Origin of the sequence: Sorangium sp. So ce1036 (genome assembly GCF_051369805.1) — a bacterium.
Lineage (GTDB): Bacteria > Myxococcota_A > Polyangia > Polyangiales > Polyangiaceae > Sorangium > Sorangium cellulosum_F.
The window spans coordinates 5,417,404-5,439,000 of sequence record NZ_JBBMOX010000001.1; the positions used below are offsets into that span (position 1 = coordinate 5,417,404).

Below are 21,597 nucleotides of genomic sequence, written 5' to 3' on the forward strand. Positions count from 1 at the left end.
CCCCTTCGTCGCTCGCGCTCGCGCCCCGTCGCCGCCCGCTACCGCGGCCCCATCACGCGCTGGATGGCCGCTTCCAGGTCGCGGAAGCTCACGGGCTTGACGAGGTGCTCCAGGAAGCCGGCGTCCGCGGTCTTGCGGTGGTCCTCTTCCATCCCGTAGCCGCTCAGCGCGATCGCCTTGATCTCGTGGCCGGCGGACCGGAGCGACGCGAGCAGGTCCGTGCCGCTGCCGTCGGGCAGCCCGAGATCGCTCACGAGCAGATCGAACGGCTCCGCCCCGACCAGGTCGAGCGCGGCGCGGACGCTCCGGGCGATGCGCACGGTGTGGCCGTTCAGCGTGAGCAGCTCGCTCATCATCTCGGCCGTGTCCTCGTGATCCTCGACGAGCGCGATGCGCAGCGCGCGCCTCGGCGCGGCCACCCCGGCGGCGCTCGCCTGCGCCGGCGCCGTCGCGGCAGGGCCCTCCGCGGCGGGCAGCGCGACGCGGAACGTCGCCCCCGCCCCGCGCCCCGGGCTCGCGGCCGTGATCGTGCCCCCGTGGAGCTGCACGATCGCCCGCGAGATCGCGAGCCCCAGGCCGAGCCCGCCGAAGTTCCGGGTCGTCGCCGCGTTCCCCTGCTCGAACGCGTCGAAGATGCGGGGCAGGATCTCCGGCTCGATGCCGACGCCCTCGTCCCGCACCTCGATGACCACCTGCCCGCCCTCGTCGCGGCAAGCGAGCCCGATCCGCGACCCGGGGTGGCTGAACTTCACGGCGTTCTTCAGGAGGTTCCAGACCACCTGCTCGAGCCTGGCGACGTCGACCGCGATCCAGTGCTCGCCCGGGGCGACGTCGAGCGTCAGCCGGATGCTCTTGGCGTCGATCTCGTCCGCGCAGATCTCCAGCGCGTGCTCCAGCACCGCGCGCGCCCTGACCGTCTGCGTGAACAGCTCGAGCTTGCCCCGGACCACGCGCGTCAGGTCCAGGAGGTCGTCGATGAGGCGCGCCTCGAGCTCGGCGTTACGCTGGATCATGGCGACGCTGCGGCGCACGTCGTCGACGAGATCGTCGCGGCGGAGCAGCCGCGCCGCGGCGGTGACCACCGGGGTGAGCGGCGTCCGTAGCTCGTGCGAGAGGACGGCCAGGAAATGGTCCTTCGTGCGGCTCGCGTGCTCCGCGGCCTCGCGCGCCTTGATGAGATCCGCCTCCACCTCTTTGCGCTGCGTGATGTCCTGCACCACCGCCATCGTGTGGACGGCGCGCCCCGCCCCGTCGCGCATCGCCGTCACCGTGGTGCTCGCCCAGAGGCGCCGCCCGTCCTTCATCAGGTAGCGGTTCTCCTGGGCGAAGTCGCTCACCTCCCCCCGGAGCAGCTTCGCGTACAGCTCGGCGATGGTGCTCGCGTCCTCCGGCGCCGCGACCTCGAGGAACGTCTTGCCGAGGAGCTCCGACGGCTCGTAGCCGAGCATGCGCGCGAACCTCCGGTTCACCCGCACGAAGCGGCCCGTCGCGGGCTCGCACTGCATCTTGCCGACCACGGCGCTCTCGAACAGCGCGCGGAAATCCTCCTCGCTCGCGCGCAACGCCTCCTCGGCGCGCTTGCGCCGCGTGATGTCGTCCACGATCGTCGACGCCCCGATGATCTGGCCGCCGGCGTCGCGGATGGGCGCCACGTTGATCGAGATGTCGACGCGGCGGCCGTCGCGCGAGAGCCCCAGCGTCTCCAGGGCGTCGAGGCGCTCGCCGCCGATCACCCGATCGAGGACGGCGCGCACCTCGCCCGCGCGCTCGGGCGGGACGATGAGGTGGATGGAGCGGCCCACCACCTCCGCCTCGCTGTAGCCGAACATCCGCTCCGCGGCCGCGTTCCAGCTCGTGATCACCCCGTCGGTCGTCGCGCCGATGATCGCCTGCTCGGCCGACTCGACGATCGCGGCGAGCCGGCCGCGCTGCACCTCGGCGTCCTTCACGCTCGTCACGTCCACGAGCGTCACGACCACGCCCGAGATGACGTTCGTCAGCGTGCGGTAGGGCAGGATCCGCATCATGTAGCTGCGCCGCCCGTCCTCCAGGATCACGTCCCGCTGCCTCGGGGCGAGCGTCCGCAGCACGCCGCGCGCGTCCGGGGCCAGCGACGAGGCGTCGAAGCGGGCCGCGATGTCGGTGATGGGCCTGCCCACGTCGCTGTCGATGAGCCGGAACACCTCCGTCGCGGCGGGCGTGAACCTCCGGATCCGGAGCTCCTCGTCGAGGAACACCGTCGGGATCTGCGCGCTCAGGAGGAGGTTCTGGAGATCGCTGTTCGCCGCGTCGAGCTCGTGGAGCTTCGCCTGGAGCTCGCCGTTCAGCGCCTCGAACTCCTGGTTCAGGCTCTGGAGCTCCTCGTTCATGCTGAGGAGCTCCTCGTTCGAGCTCTTGAGCTCCTCGTTGGAGGTCTCGAGCTCCTCGATCGTGGTCTGGAGGTTCTCCCGCGTCGCCTGGAGCTCGTGCTCGAGCTGATCGACGAGCGACGCGCTCTCCCGCTTCGGCCCGGGGGGCGGCGCCTCGCCCCGCGCGGGCGGCTGTAGCTCGTCGAACAGGACGACGAAGAGCCCGAGGTCGTCCTCGAGATCCCCGAGGGGCCGCACGACGAGGTTGAGGCGCTGCGTCCCGGCGATGGTCTCGACCGCGATGTTCTCGTGGACCACCTGCTCGCGCATCCTGACGGCGCGGTGCACGGCCGACCGCACCTCGGGGCGCAGCGCCCGCAGCACCATGTTCGAGACGTTGACGTCGAGCGCCCCCGTCGAGGGCGCGAGGTACTTCCCCGTCGCGCCGGACAGGTACACGATGTCGCCCTGCTCGTTCACGACGACGCACGGCGGCCCGTAGCGCTCCAGGAGGCGCCGCTCGATGGTGCGCTCGATGCTCTGCTCGGGCGACCAGGCGCCGCGGCGCAGGGGCTCGCCCGCGCGCCGCTCCGCCCGGGCCGCCTCGCCGAGCAAGAGCCGCGGCGGCGCGTGCCCGACGGCGCGCTTCTTCTGGAAGATCCGCCGCTTGGCGTCGATCGCGCGGAACAGCTCGCTCCTCTGCGACACGCTCTCCGACGGGCCGAGGAGGAGGTAGCCGCCCTCGACGAGCGCGTAGTGGAACAGCTCGAGCAGCCGCTTCTGGAGCTCGCCCCCGAGGTAGATGAGCACGTTGCGGCACGAGATGAGATCGAGCCGCGAGAACGGCGGATCCGTGATGAGATCGTGCCGCGAGAAGATGCACAGGTCGCGGATCGCCTTGGCCACGGAGCAGGTCCCCCCCTCCTCGGCGACGAAGGAGCGCGCGAAGCGGTGCGGCGCGATGTGCTGCGTCGCGTCCCTGGGGTAGCGCCCCTGCCGGGCGACCTCGATGGCCCGGTCGTCCACGTCCGTGCCGAAGATCTGCACGCGCGGGGCCCCGGGCAGGAGCTCGACGTGCTCCTGGAGGAGCATGGCGATCGTGTAGACCTCCTCCCCCGTGGCGCAGCCGGGCACCCAGATGCGGACGTGGCCGTCCGCCCCGCGATCCGTGAACAGCGCCGGCACGACCTCCTGCCGCAGCGCCTCGAAGGTGTCCGCGTCGCGGAAGAACTCCGTCACGCCGATGAGGAGATCGCGCACGAGCTGCGCGGGCTCGTCAGCGTCCCGCCGGAGCAGCGCCACGTAGTCGGCGATCGACGTGGCCCGCAGCACCTGCGCCCGCTGCTGCACGCGCCGGAGCAGCGTGGTCCGCTTGTACTCGCGGAAATCGCGCCCGGCGCGCTCGAGGAGCAGGCCGCAGATCTCCGGCAGGCGCGCGGCGATCTCCTCCTCGGCGAGGCGCGCGCGATCCCCCTCCAGGGCGACGCGCCGCGCGTGCTCGAGCAGCGCGGCGGGGATGTCGCGGAGGGCGAGCACGTAGTGGACGAGCCCCGCCGCGATCGCGTGCCGCGGCATCTCCGGGTGGTGGGCCGTCGCGGGGTGCTGCGCGATCGCGAGCCCGCCGTGCTCCCGGACGGCCCTGAGCCCGGTCACGCCCTCGTGCCCCGAGCCGGAGAGCACGACCGCGACGGCGCGCTGCTTCCGGTCCTCGGCGAGCGCCCGGAACAGGACGTCGATGGGCGCGTCGAGCGGCGCGTCGAGCGCCGCGCGGTGCCCCCGCGGATCGCCGAGCCTGCCCGGCCGGAACACGCCGTCCTGGATCGTCGGCGCGGCGTTCGACGGGAAGACGTAGACGTGGTTGGGCTCGATCGGCAGCCCGTTCACGGCCTCCTGCACGCGCATCGCCGTGTGCGGCGCGAGCAGCTCCGGCATCGCGCTCGCGTGCTGCGGATCGTGGTGCGCCAGCACGAACGCGAGGCCGCTGTCGGGCGGCATCGCCGACAACAAGCTCCTGAGCGCCTCGAAGCCGCCGGCCGAAGCGCCGAGCGCGACGACGACGCCATCGGCCCTGCGCGCCCTCTGGCGCGACGCGTCTCCCGCAGCAGCCTCCCGGTTCTCGCCGTCACGTCGCATCAAAGCGCTCCGACGCTTAGTACACGTCGGGCGCAACAGCCAGCAGGCGTCGGGTCCGAGCACGCGTGACGGCGACAGGAGGGATTTCCCCGACATTCATCCCCCGTCCGCCTCGGGACCGCGGTGGCGCGAGCGCGGACCGGAGCGCGCCTCGTCGCCGAAAGGCGCGCGGGCACGTCGCTTCTCCTTGACAAATCACGTGTCCTTCGCGTGCATAGGCGCCGCGCGGTGGATCCGGCCGCCGGGACAGGGAGCGCCCCCATGACAGGATTCGTCGTCTGGTGGAGGAGGACATCCGTCGCGGTCAAGGTCGCCGCGGCGGCGTGCGTCGCCGTGGTCACCGTGGTGCTGGTCGGTCGCTGCGGCGTGACGCGGCGATCCGGGCCAGCCCTCGTGAGCGGGGCGGTGGTCACGATCGACACGGTGCCCGCGGCCCCGCCGGGGGTGGTGGTGATCGAGCAGGCGACGGATTTCGGCGGGCCCCTGTCCTCCGGCGTGAACGCGTTGCGCGGCCTCGTGTACTTCGTACCCGACGGCACGTCGCACCTCCGGAACACCGTGTCTCTGAGCCCGGTGGCGGTCCTCTACGCCTCGCGGCTCGACATCTCGCCGCGCTCCTGGCAGAGCGGATTCCCGGGCGTCCCCGGGGGACGCAACGAGTGGTTCCAGATCATGTACGAGGGAGAGCTCGTGACCTCGCGCAGCGGTGCGCATCAGTTCGAGGTGCTCTCCGACGACGGCTCCAGGCTCTTCATCGATGAACACCTGGTGATCGAGAACGACGGACGGCATCCGCCGACGAGCGCGCGGGGGGCCGTCGTGCTCCAGCCCGGAAAGCACCGGATCCGGGTCGGCTATTTCCAGGGGCCGCGCTTCGAGATCGCGCTGCAGCTCTTCGTGACGCCCCCGGATGGCGCGCGGCAGATCCTCGACGTCTCCCGGGTGCTTTGATCTCAGCCGCCGCGCTGCGCGAGCTTGAGCAGCGCCTTGACCTTGGCGTAGGAGATGTAGGGGTTGTCCTCGGCGCCGCCGAGATCATCACTGTCCTCGCCCGCGCCCTGGGCCCGGACCGGCATCCAGAGATAATCCGGGTGGAGCTCCTTGCCGTTGATCCCGTTCGCGATCGAGGGGTTCTTGATCCACTCGCCTCCCAGGATCGTGAGGTCCTCGTCGAGCTCGAGCACGTAGTGCAGCTCCGACACCGAGAGCGGGACGTCGCGCTGCGCGGGCGGGAGGAGGAGCGTGTCGCCGGTGACCGAGTCGGAGATCATCCAGAAGCGCCCGGCGACGCGCACGAAGCGCCGCGCGTTCGGGTTGAGCATGTAATAGTAACAGTTGGCGCCGTGGTAGGCGCCGTTGCACAGCAGGCGCGCGGCCTCCTGGGGGGCCACCTCCTCGATGACGTCGATCGAGAACTGCTTGACGGGGAAGCTCCACACCTCAGCGTCCCAGTTGTGGTCGACGACGAACATGAGCCGCTGCCGCTCGCCCTCGGTGTTGTTGAGCGGCGCCGCGCCGACCCCGAGCAGCCCGGTCATGGCGATGTGCATCGTGGCGGGGTTGATGTCGCGGCAGGCGGGGTCGATGGGCCTGCCGTAGACGTCGCGCGGCGTCCGATCCGCCCGGGTCTCGCAGCGCCGCCCCGAGAAGGTCACGGAGTCGCTGAAGTAGACCTCGCTCATGAGCGCCTCGATGTCCGCCATGCGGAAGAGCACGCAGCCGGCCTCCCCCGCGGTGCACTCGGCCACGGTCTCGCCGGCGCGCTTCACCCGGATGTCGCGGCGCGGCCCGGCGTCCTCGGCCACGACATAGGCCGACCACCCGTTGCAGTGCCCCCACCAGTACTCCGGGTAGACCCCCTGGTAGAGCCCGTGGTGCTGTAGCTCCCAGGCCGTGGCCGGACCGGCGACGACGACCGCGGGCTGCACGTACGGCGGATTGCGCAGGTGCGGGGGCCTCCGGAGGTCGGCCGAGCTCCAGCTGGCGATGCTCGGGAGCGCCTTCAGCTGTCCTGGATGGAAGAGGAGATCGTATTTCTCGACAGGAGACAGGTTGTCCGGGTCAGATGTCCGATCGGAGTAGTTCTTGTTCGCCGAGTTCCAGCGATCGGCGATGCCGTTCTGTCGCTGCGGCCACCAGTTCGAGGCGAACGCGGGGGTCTTCGCCTCGCCTTGCCGGATCGCGAGATCGAGCTTCAGCCGCGCGCCCTGGAGCTCCGGGTGCAGGTGCTGGGGCAGGTTCGCGCCGTCGATGGCCTCGCGGCCGCCGTGGCTCGGGATGAGGATCTGGTGGGAGCCGCCCAGGATCTGGCCGGTCTCGGGCGAGAAGCCGAGCACGTAGGGCACGGACCCGCCTTCGATGAACTGGAAGCGCGAGCCGTTCAAGCTGCTCTCCGCGACAGCGGCGCTCTCGCGCGGCGGCTGATCCAGCTCCGCGCAGCCGAGGACCAGGAAAACCGAGCTGACAAGGCCTGCGCTCCTCCGCGTTTTCATGGCTGATCTCCCCGGGCGCTCGACGCTCACCGATACCACCTCGGGTGTTCTCTGCAGAGGCCGCGCCAACGTGCAAGGCGAGGAAGAGCGCAGCCGGTGCACGCGGTGGCCTTCCACGTTCCCGCGCTCGCCGCGTGTTGCGTCGGGTTACCGCGCGCCGATCCGCCAGAGCACGACCTTCACGGTGTCGATGAGGATGGAGATATCGAACCAGATCGAGAAGCTCTTCATGTAATAGAGATCGTACTGGAGCTTCTCCAGCGCGTCCTCGGCGGACGCCCCGTAGCGACAGCGCACCTGCGCGTGCCCCGTCACGCCCGGCTTCACGCACAGTCGCTGCCGGAAGAAGGGGATCTGCTTCTCCAGCGCGTCGATGAACTCGGGGCGCTCGGGCCGAGGCCCGACCATGCTCATCTCTCCGACGAGCACGTTCCAGAGCTGCGGCAGCTCGTCGAGCCGCGTCTTCCGGATGAACCGCCCGACGCGCGTCACGCGGGGATCGTTCTCCATGGCCCACACGGCCCCGTTCTTCTCGGCGTCGGTCCTCATCGACCGGAATTTGTGGATCCTGAACGGCTTGCCGAAGGCGCCTGTCCGGATCTGCGAGTAGAGCGCCGGCCCGCTGGAGTCGAGCTTCACGGCGACGGCCGTGAGCGCCATCAGCGGTAGCCCGAGCAAGAGCCCCGCGGTCGCGCACACGACGTCGAAGATGCGCTTCGCGACGAGCGTGCGCCGCCGCACGCTGAACCCGTGCGAGAAGATGATCTGGCTCGGCTTGAGCTCGCGCACGAAGATCTTGCCGGTCACGCGCTCGTAGAGCTCGATGCCCTCCTCGATCTCGACGCCGCGGAGCTTCAGCTCGAGCAGCTCCTCGATCGGCAGGGCGGCGCGGCGGTCGGCGGTCGCCACGATCACCGCCGAGACGCCGCGTTGCTCGACCAGGCGCCGGAGGTCCCGGTAGCGGCCCGCGACGTCGGGGTCGTCGATCGGTTCGTCGTCCCGCACGAGCCGTCCGGCGAAGCGCAGCCCCAGGACGTCGCCGTCCTTCTGGATGATCCGCGCGCACGAGCGGGCGAGCTCGCCCGCGCCCAGCACGACCGCGAGCCGGGAGAAGCTCTCGCTCTGGAGGACTCGATGGCACACCGCGCGCCACGCCGGGAGCACGAGCGCCGCCGCCCCGAGCGACATCAGGACGACCCCGTCGCCCATCTGCGCATCGGGCACGATCCAGAACGCGAGCCACAGCACCGCCGCTGCCACGCCGAGCGCCCGGAACATGGTCAGGAACAGCGCGCGCGCCCTGGGCGGCTCGGGCCCGTAGAGGCCGTGATAATAAAGAGACGCCTGCGCGACCAGCGAGATGCTCAGCGTCCGCCCGAAGCGCTCTCCGTCGAGCGCGTGCTCCCAGCCCACGAGCACGCCCGGCGCGCAGCACACCAGCAACGAGAGCAGGCTGGCCTCGACAAACCACACCATGGTCCGGCGCGGTGACCGGAACAGCTCCAGCATCGTCCCTCCCCTCGCCCAGCCCGTCGGCCCCGGGCGGTCACGCGCGCTGCTGGCGCATTACCTCCTACCAGAGCACACACGGTTGCAGGTGAGACCACATTAGAGCGGACCAGGGCAGATCGCCAGATGCCGAAGACGAATCTTGTTTCATGACGGCGGACTCAACCGCTGCACGCGAATCCTGGCACGGCGAAAACGGCACCTTCGCCGCCTGCCGCACCGGATATGCGCGCGCCGGATCCGCGCGCCGGTCGTCGAGGTGCAGGAGTGAGGCCGTTCGCGACGGACGTCGTGCGTCGCTTCCGCAGCGCGCGCCGGGCTCGATCGCGGCGGCGCACGTGTGGTCTCGCGGGGAGCGCGTCGCGTGTCGCGGAGGGGTTCAGGGCGCCTCTCGAGACCTCCCGATCTCGTCCAGCGCTCTTATCGATCGTCGCGCGGCGCGGGCGCGCTGGCCTGGTGAGCGCGCGCGGCCGGGGGTTCGCCGGGGGGCTCGTCGGAGGCGCCGTGTCCTCGCGGCGCGTCGCTCCCGTGGCCGGGCTCGGGCGGTCGAGGGCGCCCGGACGGCATTTCCCGGATCATGGCGTTGCGGCGCTCGTCATCCCAGGCGCTGTCGGGATCGCGGCGCACCGTCCGCTGCGGGTCTGTCGAGAGCGTCCCCGACAGGCTCGCCGTGAAGATGCTCCGCAGCGAGCCGCCGGACTGGCCCGTCGCCGGCGCCGGATCCAGCGCGGCGCGCACATACTCCAGGTCGAAGCCGCCGCGCAGCGCGATCCCGCGCGCGAGGGGGTACTCGATCTCCGCGCCGGCGACCGCCGTGGTCGTGGACAGCGTCCCTTCCATGGAGGGCGCGGGCGCGCCGAGGTCGACGTGGAGCGGTGGATTCGCGGCGACAGGCGCGCTGCCGGCCGAGAGCCGGGCGACGCCCGTGACGACGAGATCGCGGTAGGCGCCGCCCCGCACGGGCCGGAAGCTCGCCTCGAGCGACGCCTCGTGCTCGTGGCCGAATCCGATCCTCGGTCCGAGCGAGGTATACGCATAGGCATAGCCGGCCGTCAGCCGATAGCGCTCGTTCACGTAGGTGAGCCCGGCCCGCGCCGAGGGCGCAATCACCGCGTCGCGCGACGGCAGGAGGGGCGGCGGGCTCGCGACGGTCACGCCGCCGGAGACGCGCGTCGAGACGTTCCGCGTGAGCTCGTGCGACTCGGACACGAGCGCCGAGCCGGCGTGGATCCGGGCCGGCCCGCGGGTGAGATCGGCGTCGAGCAGGGCGTGGTAGTACCGCGTGAGCTCGTACCGGATCTCGGGGGTCAGCGTGTCGAGGGCGCCGAGCTCGATCGAGGTGCTCACCTCGGCGCGCCCCGCGCGCGCGTCGACCCCGACCGCGGCGGGGTCGTCGGCGGAGAGCGCGCCCGCCTGCTCGTAGCCGGCGCCGAGGCGCACCGTGGACCGCCGGGACGTGGTGATGGAAAGGGCCGGCCCGCCGGAGAGCGTGTACTGGAGGCGGTTGCCGAACAGGAAGGGGTCGCGCGCGGCGAGCTCGTCGGCGGCGCGCACGCCGAGGCGCGTCGCGAGGTAGCCGGCCGCGTCCATCGAGAGATCCGCGAACGGCGAGAGCGTCCACCCCGCCGCCCCGCCGAGGCGCGCCGCGACGCTGTCGGACGGCGTGGATCGCCCCGGGCCCAGCGAGACCTGGAGCACCCGCTCGTAGCTCCCGTTGGCGCGGAACCCGTAGCGCGACATCGCGTCGCGGAGAGAGCCCTCGACCGAGCCCTCGACGCCCGCCAGCAGCGCGCCCGTGCCCACGTCCCCGACGTGCGACGCCACGCTGTGCTCCACGGCCGCGCGCGCCGTGACATCGGTGTCCAGCATCGGCAAGACGAACGAGAACACACGCCCCCTCGCTGCCGGGCGGCGCGCCCCGCGGCGCGGGACCGCCCGCTCCCGCCGCATCCCGCGGCAACTCCCCCCGGCGTCCGGAGCGTCCCACGCTTCGTGATGTTTGCAACATCACAAATGCGACCGCTGCGGGCGCGGGGGCGCCAGCGCACGGCCATGACGGCGACCTGGACGAACCGGGTGCGGGTCGGACTGATGCCCGGCCGGGTGCGAGGAGGGTGCGCGCGGCACGGACGTGCGCGCGCGGGGCGGGGCGTACGCAGGAGTCCGCGTCTGTCCCTCTGGGAGCGGAGCGGTCCTGTTCGAAGGAACTGGACGCATGAAGCCTGGCGTGAGGTGGGATGAGGGGGAGCTGCCGAGATCGCCGCGCGTCCTCTGGGTGACGCGCATCTTTCCGAACCGGGTCGAGCCGCTCGCGTGCGCGTTCCAGCGTCAGCAGCTCGCGGCGCTGTCGCGCTGCTGCGCGGTGGAGGTGCTCGCGGCGATTCCGTATCATCCCGGCGTGTCGCTCCTGGGCGAGCGCACGCGGCCGGGGCGCCTCACGGCGGTGCCCGATCGCGACGAGATCGACGGGGTCCCGGTGATCCACCCGCGCGCGCCGTACCTGCCTGGCGCGGGTCGCGTGCTGGCGCCCGTGAACGCGCCGCTCTACCTGGCGGGGCTCTTGCCGCACGTCCCGCGGCTGCGCGGGCGGTTCGACGTGGTGATGGGCGCGTGGCTCTACCCCGACGCGTGCGCCGCGGCGCTGCTCGCGCGGCTGCTCGGGCTGCCTTATGCGGTGAAGGCCCACGGCACCGACGTGAACGTCGTGGCCCGCTGGCGCTCGGTGCGCCCGCTCGTCGGCGGCGCGCTCCGCTCGGCCGCGTGCGCCGTCGGCGTGAGCCGCCCGATGGTCGAGGCGCTCACCGCGCTCGGCGCCCCGAAGGAGCGCGCGGTCCTCGTCCGCAACGGGGTCGACCGCGCGCTCTTCCGCCCGGGGGACCGGCGCGCTGCCCGGCTCGAGCTCGGGCTGCCGGAGCGCGGGCGCATCATCACGTTCGTCGGCCACGTCGCCCGGCCGAAGGGCATCCACGAGCTCCTGGACGCGTTCGAGGCGCTCGGCGCGGCCGCTGGCGAGCCCGGGGAGCCGGTCCACCTCGTGGTCGTCGGCGACGGGCCGGACCGGCGCATGGTGGAGCTGGCCGCGGCCCGCCGCGAGCGCGAGGCGGCGCTCCGGCGCGAGGAGCGCGGCCGGATCTTCGTTTCGGGGCAGCGGCCGCTCTCCGCGGTCGCCCGCCATGTCACCGCGACCGATCTGCTGGCGCTGCCGAGCTGGGCGGAGGGGACCCCGAACGTGGTGCTCGAGGCGCTCGCGGCCGCGCGGCCCGTGGTGGCCACGCGCGTGGGGGGCATCCCGGACGTGGTGGAGCCGGGCCGCACCGGGCTGCTCGTCCCCCCGCGTGACGTCGGGGCGCTCGGCCGGGCGCTCCGCGAGGCGCTCGCGCGGCCCTGGGACGAGCGCGCGTTCGCCGAGGCGGCGCCGCCGTCGTGGGAGGAGAGCGCCGAGGCGCTGCGGCGGGTGCTCGCGCGGGCGGCGTTCGGGGAGCCCGGGCGGGTGGCCGCCTGACGCGCCACGTCTCCCAGCGCGAGAGCGCCGAGGTCCTGTTGCGTCGACCGTCGGGATCGAGCTCATCAGGCGTCCATTCAGGGGGATATGCCGTGAGGGGCGCCGGGCGTGCCGGCCGTGATCTGGGACCAGGTCCGCTCGTCCACGATCCGCTGCTTCCACATCGCGTGGCAGCCAGTACAGGTCCCGAGCGTCGCGCCGAGCGCTCGGACGACAGCGTCGCGGTCCTTGCTCCGGGCCGCGTCCGCGATCGTGTCGGCGGTCTTGTGGAAGGCGACTGCCTGGTCGGTGAAGCCAGGGGCGCCCGCGCCCATGTGCGAGCACATGGCGCTCATCTGCTCGGAGTACCCGATCCGGCTCGCCGCCCTCTCGATCGCGCCGAAGTCATCGCTCGCCAGACCCCCCACGATCTCCTGCACGGCGACGAGATGGTCGCGCATGTTCTGCTTCTGGTGGTTGGCCATCATGGGCAGGAGCGGCACCGGCGCCCGCGTATCCATGCGGTCGAGGGCCTGCTGGACGCTCGCGGAGTCACCCGGCGCTGCGACGGGCGCGGGCGCGGCGTGCTTCTCCTCGTTGCGGCAACCTGCGGTGGCGAGAAGAGCGACGGCGAAGGAGATGGTGAGAGACTTCATTCGGGCACCTCGGGATCGAGCGTCGAGGCCGCCGTGGCGAGGGCCTCGAGCGATGCGGAAAGAGAAGCGCGCAGCGGCGCGGGGGTCGCGCCGAGCAGGCGACTGAACCGCTCACGGCTCGCGCCGTCCACCTGCTCGGCGAGGCGGCGGCCGCGCGCCGTGAGCGCGAGGAGGCGAGCGCGACCGTCCTCCGGCGAACGACGCCGCACGATGTGCCCGGCGCGCTCCATCTTCGCGCAGAGGCGGGCGACATTGCTCTTGTCGATCCGGAGCGCCCCGCCGAGGCGTTGCTGGGTAGGGAGCTCATCTCGTCGCCCGGCCTCGAGGAGGAACAGGAGGGCATGCGCGTAGGAGATCGGGATCGGCTTGCCGCACGGCGTCCGGTCCCCGGCGAGCAGGCCGAACGATCGGACGAAGGCGAGGACGGCCTCACGCAGCCGCTCGACGTCCGGCGCCGCAGCGGCGCAGCTCACGCCCTGGTCGGGGTTCGATGCGCGCGCAACCATCGGGTGGAGCACGTAGCACCAGATGGTTGCTTCCGCAACGATCACGGCGATCTCGCCCGACGGCCGCCTCCTCGCCGTGAACGGCGCGCGCGATCGCGTCCTGAGGATCGTAGATCTCGATCGATTCGAGCTCGCGGCGTCCGCCTCGCTGGAAAGGATGGCGTGATAGCGGCTTCTCCGCCGCTCGGCCGTGGGGTTATCGAGGCGTCGCTGCCCGAGGAGCTTCGGGCATCCCCGGCTGCTCCAGCCTCCACGCCACGAGCGCGTCGGCCGCCCTGAACACGCTGAGCGTGCTCGTGAGCAGGATCGGCGTCTCCAGCTCCCCCAGCTCGCGGAGCTGCGTCGAGCCCACGAGCTTGTCGAACCCGTTCCCCACGTGGAGCGCCGCGGGGACCCGAGCGAGGTAGACATTCCCGCCAGGCCCTTGACAATAGTTTGACCTCAAACTAAAATTGTTTTGAGATCAAACTAAATGACCGCTCCGGCGCTGGCGCTGTGGGCGCACGAAGGAGGCGATGGCGATGGTTGAGCGCGAGCTGAGGGGTGTGGATGGTGGCCGGCGGCGGTTCGGCGAGGGGCACAGGGCGCATGCGCCGGGGTCGCGCGGCGCTCCGTCCGGCTGGGCGTCGGGCGATGATTCAGGGCTCATCGATCTGAACGCGCTGCGGCGCGCCGGGGAGGCGGAGGCCGAGGGACCGGTGATGATCCCGGTGCCGCACATCCAGGTGTTCCCGTTCGGCGCCCCGGAGGAGACGCCCCGCGCCGCGCAGGCGCCGGCGGCGCCGCCGCCCCGGCGCTCCTCGAGGATGGGCAACGCGCTGCCGATGATGCTCGGGGCCGCGCTGACGCTGGCCGCCGTCGGGGTGGGCTACGCGGCGGCGAGCCTGCGCGCGGAGGCCCCGGCGCCGAGCGCCACGGCGTCGCTGGTCTCGGAGTAGGCGCGCGGCGGCGGAGCAGGCCCGGCGCCGCGCCCCCGTCGTGGATCGCCACGCGCGGGTCGCCGTTCGTGCAGGGGGTGTGTGACCGGGGCGCGAGGGGCGAGCGCGCGCCTCGCGCGCGGGGCTCAGGGGCGGCCGGGCGGCGCGTCCCCCTCCCGGCCGACTCCGTACCTGGACAGCACCTCACGGACGCGATCCAGCGGGATGGCCTCCACGGTGCGGCCGCTGCCCGTGGTGGTCGTCGCCATGAAGAGCGCGTTGTAGATCGCCTCCTCCGTCGCCTCGATCACGGCCTGGAACAGCGCCGAGGTCTCCTCGTTGGCCAGCTCCGTCGACGCGAGCCGCCTCGCGCCGGAGGGCCGCCGCACCGAAGCGCTCGTCGAGAAGGCGATGGCGTAATCCCCGGACCCGTTCGCGGCCGAGGAGCCCGTGCGCGCGAGGCCCAGGATCGCGCGGGCCGCGAGGCGCTCGAGGTTGCGATCGGACAGCGGCGCATCCGTCGCGATCAGGATCAGGATCGAGCCGTCTCCCCGGTCCGCGTCGACCTCGGCGCGAAAGGCGTGACGGCCGAGCTCCTTGCCCACGGGCGCTCCCAGGATCTGCAGCACGCCGCCGAAGTTCGACTGGACCAGCGCGCCGACGCACGCCCCGCCGAGCGACGCAGGCAGCCGCCGCGACGCGGTGCCGATCCCCCCCTTCCACCCGAAGGCGACCGTCCCCGTCCCCGCGCCGATGGCCCCCTCCGGCACCGGCCCCTCGCGCGCGGACAGGAGGGCCGCGCGCACGTGCTCGGCCGTGATGGGCCTCTGCCGGATCGCGTTGAGCAGGCCGTCGTTGGTCTCGCCGACGACCGGGTTGAGCGAGCGCACGCGCTCCATGCCCGGCTGCTCCAGCATCCACGCCACGAGCGCGTCGGCCGCCCTGAACACGCTGAGCGTGCTCGTGAGCAGGATCGGCGTCTCCAGCTCCCCCAGCTCGCGGAGCTGCGTCGAGCCCACGAGCTTGCCGAACCCGTTCCCCACGTGGAGCGCCGCGGGGACGCGATCGAGGTAGACGTTCCCGCCATGCGGGAAGACGGCCGTGACGCCGGTGCGGACCGAATCCCCCTCGATCACCGTGGCGTGCCCCACGCGCACGCCGGCCACGTCGGTGATCGCGTTCAGCGGGCCGGGGTCGAAGATCCCCGGCGCCACGCCGAGATCCCGGGCACGCGCGCGCCCGCCCGCCGACGCGCCGGGCCCCGGCGTGTCCCCCGCCCGGCCTGTCTCCCCCATCTCGCTCGCCTCCCCGGTCCGCGAAGTATGCGGTCCTCTCCCCTCCCCCGCACCTCCCACCGGCCCGCGCGGCCGCGCGGACTCGGTCCGTCCGGATCAGCCCCAGCCGAGCGACCACGTGCACCGCGGCGCGCCGTGGTGCCTGCACGCCGTGTGCTCGACCGCGATTCGCCGGCTGCCCGAGAGCTGGAGGCCCGCCTCGAGCCACCCGGAGATCCCCTGACTGCACATGTAGAAGGGCAGCCCGCCGCCCGAGAGCGTGACCGTCCCGGAGACATCGCTGACGGTCGTCACGCTCATGTCGCCGTACTTGAAATACATCTTGTAAACGAGGCTGATGCGCTTGACGAGGAGAGACGGCGAGCCCGATACCGTCTTGTAGACCGTCGTCAGATCGTTCCGGGCGACCTCCGCCCCGAAGTTGCGCATCCGCTCGAGCCTGCCGCCGAAGAGCCCGTTCAGCAGCGCGCAGTCGATCTCGATGAGCGGCGCGAGGTCGTTCCATGACGAGTGCAGCGGTGGATCGGTGAGGTGGCGGGCCGCCTGCGGCGAGAGCTTGCGGCTGAGATCCGCCACGACCCGCGCTCCGTAGCTCTGCCGCATGGCCTGTGCGCGGGAGCTGATCAAGGTGCCTTTCACGAGGTTACCCTCGCCGACGATCCGGGGATCGCCGAGGAACGGGGCGAAGGCTGCTGTCGTCGGCATGCTGCGGAGCGCTCCTGACCTGCTTCATTCTAGCGGCAGGTCCGCCGAGGTGTGTGATGGATTCGCGTCGCCGCCGTCGGCCTCGTGCGCTCGGCGTCGTCCGAGACCTGCGCGACACATCGGCGCCGGCGCCCTTTCGCAAGATGGATTACAGCAGGGGAGACCGGGACAACCAGCGCGTGGCGCTCACTCCGGGGAGCGTCGCCGCCGCGGTCGACTACACCCTGGACGCCCGGAGCGTTTCCGGGTGACGCGCGGCGCGCACGCGGGTACTCGGCATGGCGTGTGCTGGTCGACGTTGACCGAATTGGACCGAATTGGACCGACGCTGGCCGGCGTTGACCGACGTTGACCGGCATCGGCGGACACCGGCCGGCGCGGCTCCTCGCGCCGAGCAACACCGGGAGGCAGCATGCGACCGATTCGACTCCTCCTCACCACCGCGGCGCTCTCCTTGGGCCTTGTCGGCGCGGCGGCGAGCGCCGGCGCGGCGCCCGTCACCGGCCACCCGCGACTCTGGCTCACGGCCGACCACCTCCCCAGATTGCGTGGCTGGGCAGCGGACAGCGGCAATCGGATGTACAGGGACGCCATGGTGCCCGCGCTCCAGCGCGCGATCGCCGTGTACGACAGCCGCTTCTACCCGAACGGCCGGCCGAGCCCGACGTGGCCGGACGGCGGGACCAACGCCTACGTGCAGTACCCGACCGAGGCGTACGCGGAGTTCTTCGCCTTCATGTCGCTCATCGATCCGGACGTCGCGGCGCGGCCGGAGCACGCCCAGCGGGCGCGCAACCTGCTCATGGTCGCCATCGAGGCGGCGAGCAAGGGGCGCGCCGAGGGCGAGCCGTTCCGCGACCCCGGGTTCGCGACCGGCGATCGCTCGCGCTGGTGGGGTGAAGGGTTCCCGCTGACGGTGGACTGGATCTACCGCGCGGCGGACGCGAGCGGCCGCCCCGTGCTGAGCGCCGGAGACAAGGCCAAGATCCGGCAGGTCTTCCTCCGGTGGGCGGACGACAACCTCCGCGCCTCCCGGGCGGGCAACGAGCACCCCCACCCGATCGGCGTCATGAACGATCCGGCGCTGCTCGCCGACGCGCTCCAGCTCCGGTGGGCGGCGAACAACTACTATCTCGGCCACCTGCGCCAGGTCACGATGATGTCGCTCGCCATGGACGACGCGGACGATCGCCCGGTCGACCCGAGCGTCCCGCCCGAGTCGCTCGGCAACACGCTGCGCAGCTACCGCGCGAACGCGACCGGCGCCTGGCTCTACCAGGCCTTCGCCGCCTTCGAGCGCCCCGAGATCGCCGCCAAGCGGCTCGGCGTGCCGGCCGACGGGCTCGGCGCCGCGAGCGGCGGCCTGCCCGTCGAGGGGCTCCTCTACGGCGGGAGCCTGTGCGCCCTGCACCAGGCGCTGCTGTCGCTCCACACCGCGGGCTACGGCGCCGCCGCGCTGTCCGGACCGCAGATCTCGCTGCTGCACAGCGGGTACTGGGACAGGTTCACGGACGGGTTCCTGCACTCGATCGCGCCGAGCCCGGTCACGTACGCGTCGATGCCCGATCTCGGCCCGGTGTACGAGGCGGCGAACTACGGCGACACGCTCCGCGCCTGGATCGAGCCGCGCTTCATCGAGGCGTTCGGCTCGCTGGGCGTCTTCGACTACCTCACGGGCAACGAGGCGCGCCTGCAGAAATCACGGTGGATCGTGGCCAACGCCTTCCAGGGGGGCGCGGGCGAGCTCCACGCGCGGACGTCCGACATCTGGGGCTCGCCGGCCCCGAGCCGGGCCATCCTGAGCTTCCTGCTCTTCGATCCGGCCGCGCCGCTCCCGGCGGACCCTCGCCCGGCGATGCCCACGGTCTTCTTCGAGCGGGCGCCGGGGCGCGGCAGCGTCCTCGCGCGCACGGGCTGGACCAGGGACGCGCGGTGGTTCACCTGGCGGTGCGGCTGGGCCACCATCAACCACCAGCTCGGCGACTGCAATCAGTTCGAGTTTTACCGCAAGGGAGAGTGGCTGACCAAGGAGCACACGAGCTATTCCAACAACCTCATCGGCACCACCACCGAGTACCACAACACCCTCTCCCTGCAGAACGACACGCCGTCGCGGGTGCGCTGGTTCGAGAAGGAGCTCGTCGCGCGCGGCGGCCAGTTTCGCGAGGGGCGCGCCGCAGGCGATCCGACCGTGCGGATGAGCCGGGGCGCGGGGTACGTGTTCGCCGAGGGGATCGCGACGGATCTGTACAACACCCGCCCGAACCCCTGGACGCCGACGGACGCCGCCCGCGACATCGTCCACGCGAGCCGGTCCATCGTCTGGCTCGAGCCCGATCACGTCGTCGTCTACGATCGCGCCGCGTCGCGCACCGCCGGTCGGTTCAAGCGGTTCAACCTGATGACGACCGCGGCGCCCGCGGTGACGGGCCGGACGGCCAGGGTGTCGACGCCGCGCGGACAGACGCTGTTCCTCCAGAGCCTGTTGCCGCGGAATGGCCGCCTGCGGGCCGTGCCGGTCGAGGACGTCGACGGCCGCGCCCTCATGGAGCCGACGACCCACCGCCTGGTCGCGGAGGACCCGTCCCACCCTGCCGATGTGCGCTTCCTGCACGTGCTGCAGGGCGCGGACGCGGGCGCCAGGATGGATGCGGCGGCGCACGTCGCGAGCGACCAGGGCACAGGCTTCGAGGGGGCGCTCGTGGCGGGTACGGTCGTCCTGTTCCGCGCCGCGCCGCAGCCCGGCGCCGGGTCGCTGTCCTACCGGGTGCCCGGCACGACGGCCAGGCACGTGATCACCGGCCTTCAGCCGAAGGCCGGCTACGACGTGGCCGCCGTCGCCCAGGGGACGGCGGTCGAGATCCGCGTCACGCCGGGCAGCGCCCGCGCGGCGGACGAGGCGGGCGTGCTCGCCTTCAGCTTGCCGTAGCCGCTCGGCGGGGCAGGAGCGCGCCGCGGCGAGCGCTTCAGGGCTTCGGGGCGAAGACCCTGTCGAGCTCCTCTTTCCCGAACACCGGCACCCAGGGCAAGAGCTCGTATTGCGCAAGCCCCCGCTGCGTGAACGGGTCGCCGTCCCGGATCTGATCCAGCGTCGCCGCCGCCGCCGCCCCGTCCGGCACGCGGAGCAGGAGCGCCCCGCCGGTGCGGGGGTCGAGCGGACCGGACGCGAGCAACAGCCCCTGATCCATGAGCCCCTTCAGATAGGCCCGGTGCTCGTCGACGGCGGTCAACACCTCGTCGAGCGGGCGCCGGTAACGGATGATCGCGATCGCGTACATGGTTCCTCCAAGGCGGCCAGACGAGGCCGTCCCTCGTTCCTCTCGACGCGGTCGCGCCGCGCCTGCGTGCGGCCGCGGTCATGCACCGCGACCTCGAGCCTGCGATGGAGACGCGATCGCAGCGAGAATCCCGGCGGCCGAGTCGTAATGTATCCCTGTCCCCTTCTCCAGACTTGATCTCCCGGTCGCGGCGTGCTCGGCGCCACGGCTCGGCTGGACGCGACCGGACCTCCTCGCCGCCGCGCGCCCCCGGTTTCCCGTCGCGTCGCCGTCTGCCCCTTTCCCTTCGCGCCGCCGTCTGGCAGTGTTCGCGCCCTCCGCTGGAGACATCTGTATGGCGCGACCCCCGAAAGCAGCACCTGCTCCGATCCTCCCCACCTCGCCGGCCGCCGCCCTCGCGGCGTACGGCCGCGTCGAACCGAAGCTCCTGGAGCTCGGCCCCGACGACCTCGTGACCGTCTACGTCGAGGTCCCCAAGGCCGTGAGCTCCGTGCTCGGCGCCCTGCCCCACCTGCGCGAGATGCGCGACGAGATTGTCCGCGATCTCCCGAACCACCCGATCGAGACGCTGGACGAGCTCGAGGACTACGCGCTCGCCGCCTGGTACGCCGACCTGCTCTACAGCACGCCCGCGAGCGAACTCGACACGAAGAAGCTCACCGAGGACGCCGCCGGCCTGCGCGAGGGGCTCCTCGTCGCCGCCGAGGCGCTCGCGTACAGGGACCTGCTCGACAAGCAGCGCGTCGCCGACATCCGCAAGGGCAAGGGCCACGCGGATCTCGCGAGCGACCTCATCGCCCTCGCCGAGCTCTTCCGCGGCTCCTGGGACAAGGTCCGCGCCAAGACCGCGGTCGAGGACGTGGAGCTCGAGCGGGCCGCGGATCTCGGCGTGCGCCTGCTCGCCGCGCTCGCCGCGAAGCCCGGCAAGGGCTCGTCCGCGGCGCCGAAGATCACCGACGCCGCCGACCGCCGCGCTCGCGCGATCTCCCTCGTGGCCCGGGCCTACGAGGAGTGTCGCCGCGCCGTCGCCTACCTGCGCTGGCACGAGGGCGGCGACGGCGACCTCGCGCCGTCGCTCCTGCAGAAGCCGCGCGGCCGCCGCCCGAACGCCGAGAAGGCCGCCGCGGCCGCGGCCGCCGCCTCCGAGGCGGCCGCGAAGCCGCCGGCCGACGAGGCGCCCGCCGCGGCCGACGGCGCGCCGGCGAACGACGCCGGGCCGGTCGCCACGGCCTGAGTGCGCGCGCGGCGCCCCGCCCGCGACGCGGGCGGGGTCGCCTGCCCCGCCTAGCGGGCCCGGCTCGACTCCTCGATGAGCTCGACCTTGTAGCCGTCCGGATCCTCGACGAACGCGATCACCGTCGTGCCGTGCTTCATCGGCCCCGGCTCGCGCGTGATCTTGCCGCCCGCCGCGCGGATGCGCTCGCAGGCCGCGCGGATGTCGTCCACCCCGAGCGCGATGTGCCCGTACGCGGTGCCGATCTCGTACTTCTCGACGCCCCAGTTGTGCGTGAGCTCGAGCTCCGCGTGCTCGGGGTTCTTCCCGTAGCCGAGGAAGCACAGCGTGAACTTGCCCTCCGGGTAGTCCTTCCGCGACAGGAGCTGCATCCCGAGCACGTCCCTGTAGAAGCGGATCGAGCGCTCGAGATCGCCAACCCGCAGCATCGTATGCAAGATCCTCATGCCGACTCTGTCTCCTCCTCCGGAGCGAGCGCCCGCGCGGCGCTCAGACGTACCGCACCGAGATGATCTCCATCTCCGTCTCGCCCGCCGGGCGGCGCACCGTGATCACGTCCCCCGCGCGCTTGCCGAGGAGCGAGCGGCCGACCGGCGAGCGCCAGCTGATGCGCCCGACCGCGCTGTCGATCTCGTCCTCGCCCACGATCTGGTAGGTGTGGCGCCCGCCGTCCTCGTCCTCGATCTCGACCGTCGCGCCGAAGAAGATCTTGTCGCCGCGCTGCGCCGACGGATCGACCACCACGGCCTTCTCCAGCCGCTTGGTCAGGAAGTGCATCCGCCGGTCGATCTCGCGCAGCTTCTTCTTGCCGTAGATGTACTCGGCGTTCTCCGATCGATCGCCCTGCGCCGCGGCGTCCGCGACCTCCTGGACGATGCGCGGCCGCTCCACGGAGCGGAGCCGCGCGAGCTCCTCGGACAGCCTCCTGGCCCCGCTGGGCGTGATGTATGCCGGGTCGGACATGGTTCGAGCGCGCCCGAGCCTACGCCGCGCCGCCCACCAGATCCACCGCCGCGGCGCCTCCCCGCCCCGGAGCCCGGACG

The 21,597-nt window shown here is 72.4% G+C and carries 18 protein-coding genes; 6 read left to right on the top strand and 12 right to left on the bottom strand.

Translation table 11 applies throughout. The annotated features are described in order from the left end of the window. Nucleotides 1-38 precede the first annotated feature (38 nt). On the bottom strand, nucleotides 39-4,481 hold the full coding sequence (locus WMF31_RS20500; protein ID WP_436603568.1) for a PAS domain S-box protein: 4,443 nt from the start codon (nucleotides 4,479-4,481) through the stop codon (nucleotides 39-41). Between the two features lie 261 nt (nucleotides 4,482-4,742). On the opposite strand from WMF31_RS20500, the gene WMF31_RS20505 reads away from it, so the two are divergent. Then, nucleotides 4,743-5,432 carry a PA14 domain-containing protein gene (locus WMF31_RS20505; RefSeq protein WP_436603569.1) on the top strand — a complete coding sequence of 230 codons (690 nt, stop codon included), beginning with the start codon at nucleotides 4,743-4,745 and terminating at the stop codon, nucleotides 5,430-5,432. Nucleotides 5,433-5,434: 2 nt separating this feature from the next. Here the strand turns inward: WMF31_RS20505 and WMF31_RS20510 are convergent, their stop codons facing one another. From WMF31_RS20510 to WMF31_RS20520, 3 genes are all read right to left on the bottom strand, one after another. Next, nucleotides 5,435-6,973, bottom strand: coding sequence for a hypothetical protein (locus WMF31_RS20510; protein ID WP_436603570.1), 1,539 nt, complete (start codon nucleotides 6,971-6,973; stop codon nucleotides 5,435-5,437). Between the two features lie 147 nt (nucleotides 6,974-7,120). Next, the gene (locus WMF31_RS20515; protein ID WP_436603571.1) at nucleotides 7,121-8,482 is read right to left on the bottom strand and encodes a TIGR03013 family XrtA/PEP-CTERM system glycosyltransferase; all 1,362 of its coding nucleotides are present in this window, start codon (nucleotides 8,480-8,482) and stop codon (nucleotides 7,121-7,123) included. A 420-nt stretch (nucleotides 8,483-8,902) separates the two neighbouring features. Then, complete coding sequence (locus WMF31_RS20520; protein WP_436603572.1) at nucleotides 8,903-10,372, bottom strand: hypothetical protein; 1,470 nt, start codon at nucleotides 10,370-10,372, stop codon at nucleotides 8,903-8,905. 325 nt (nucleotides 10,373-10,697) lie between these two features. Between WMF31_RS20520 and WMF31_RS20525 the strand changes: the two genes are divergently transcribed. Beyond that, complete coding sequence (locus tag WMF31_RS20525) at nucleotides 10,698-11,984, top strand: glycosyltransferase family 4 protein (protein WP_436603573.1); 1,287 nt, start codon at nucleotides 10,698-10,700, stop codon at nucleotides 11,982-11,984. A 77-nt stretch (nucleotides 11,985-12,061) separates the two neighbouring features. Here the strand turns inward: WMF31_RS20525 and WMF31_RS20530 are convergent, their stop codons facing one another. Both WMF31_RS20530 and WMF31_RS20535 read right to left on the bottom strand, forming a co-directional pair. Beyond that, entirely contained in the window at nucleotides 12,062-12,619 is a 558-nt protein-coding gene (locus WMF31_RS20530; RefSeq protein WP_436603574.1) for a cytochrome c, read from the bottom strand. Then, nucleotides 12,616-13,125 (bottom strand): MarR family winged helix-turn-helix transcriptional regulator, encoded by a 510-nt coding sequence (locus WMF31_RS20535; RefSeq protein ID WP_436603575.1) that lies wholly within the window; start codon nucleotides 13,123-13,125, stop codon nucleotides 12,616-12,618. The genes WMF31_RS20530 and WMF31_RS20535 overlap by 4 nt, the downstream gene beginning before the upstream one ends. A gap of 22 nt (nucleotides 13,126-13,147) precedes the next feature. Here WMF31_RS20535 and WMF31_RS20540 point away from each other — a divergent pair, with 22 nt between their 5' ends. After that, entirely contained in the window at nucleotides 13,148-13,291 is a 144-nt protein-coding gene (locus WMF31_RS20540) for a hypothetical protein (protein WP_436603576.1), read from the top strand. A gap of 30 nt (nucleotides 13,292-13,321) precedes the next feature. Here WMF31_RS20540 and WMF31_RS20545 read toward each other — a convergent pair whose 3' ends face one another. After that, on the bottom strand, nucleotides 13,322-13,570 hold the full coding sequence (locus WMF31_RS20545) for a P1 family peptidase (RefSeq protein WP_436603577.1): 249 nt from the start codon (nucleotides 13,568-13,570) through the stop codon (nucleotides 13,322-13,324). Between the two features lie 76 nt (nucleotides 13,571-13,646). Here WMF31_RS20545 and WMF31_RS20550 point away from each other — a divergent pair, with 76 nt between their 5' ends. Continuing rightward, nucleotides 13,647-14,063, top strand: coding sequence for a hypothetical protein (locus WMF31_RS20550; RefSeq protein WP_436603578.1), 417 nt, complete (start codon nucleotides 13,647-13,649; stop codon nucleotides 14,061-14,063). 125 nt (nucleotides 14,064-14,188) lie between these two features. Here WMF31_RS20550 and WMF31_RS20555 read toward each other — a convergent pair whose 3' ends face one another. After that, nucleotides 14,189-15,337, bottom strand: a complete 1,149-nt coding sequence (locus WMF31_RS20555) for a P1 family peptidase (RefSeq protein WP_436603579.1) — start codon at nucleotides 15,335-15,337, stop codon at nucleotides 14,189-14,191. A gap of 96 nt (nucleotides 15,338-15,433) precedes the next feature. Further along, complete coding sequence (locus WMF31_RS20560; RefSeq protein WP_436603580.1) at nucleotides 15,434-16,042, bottom strand: hypothetical protein; 609 nt, start codon at nucleotides 16,040-16,042, stop codon at nucleotides 15,434-15,436. Nucleotides 16,043-16,454: 412 nt separating this feature from the next. Here WMF31_RS20560 and WMF31_RS20565 point away from each other — a divergent pair, with 412 nt between their 5' ends. Continuing rightward, nucleotides 16,455-18,971 carry a hypothetical protein gene (locus tag WMF31_RS20565; RefSeq protein WP_436603581.1) on the top strand — a complete coding sequence of 839 codons (2,517 nt, stop codon included), beginning with the start codon at nucleotides 16,455-16,457 and terminating at the stop codon, nucleotides 18,969-18,971. A gap of 37 nt (nucleotides 18,972-19,008) precedes the next feature. Here the strand turns inward: WMF31_RS20565 and WMF31_RS20570 are convergent, their stop codons facing one another. After that, entirely contained in the window at nucleotides 19,009-19,320 is a 312-nt protein-coding gene (locus tag WMF31_RS20570; RefSeq protein ID WP_436603582.1) for a YciI family protein, read from the bottom strand. Nucleotides 19,321-19,654: 334 nt separating this feature from the next. Between WMF31_RS20570 and WMF31_RS20575 the strand changes: the two genes are divergently transcribed. Beyond that, on the top strand, nucleotides 19,655-20,554 hold the full coding sequence (locus WMF31_RS20575; RefSeq protein ID WP_436603583.1) for a hypothetical protein: 900 nt from the start codon (nucleotides 19,655-19,657) through the stop codon (nucleotides 20,552-20,554). Between the two features lie 50 nt (nucleotides 20,555-20,604). Here the strand turns inward: WMF31_RS20575 and gloA are convergent, their stop codons facing one another. After that, nucleotides 20,605-21,000: a lactoylglutathione lyase gene (gloA, locus tag WMF31_RS20580; RefSeq protein WP_436603584.1), complete on the bottom strand. Its 396-nt coding sequence runs from the start codon at nucleotides 20,998-21,000 to the stop codon at nucleotides 20,605-20,607. A 43-nt stretch (nucleotides 21,001-21,043) separates the two neighbouring features. Further along, nucleotides 21,044-21,517, bottom strand: coding sequence for a transcription elongation factor GreB (gene greB / locus WMF31_RS20585; RefSeq protein ID WP_129347849.1), 474 nt, complete (start codon nucleotides 21,515-21,517; stop codon nucleotides 21,044-21,046). Nucleotides 21,518-21,597: the final 80 nt, after the last annotated feature.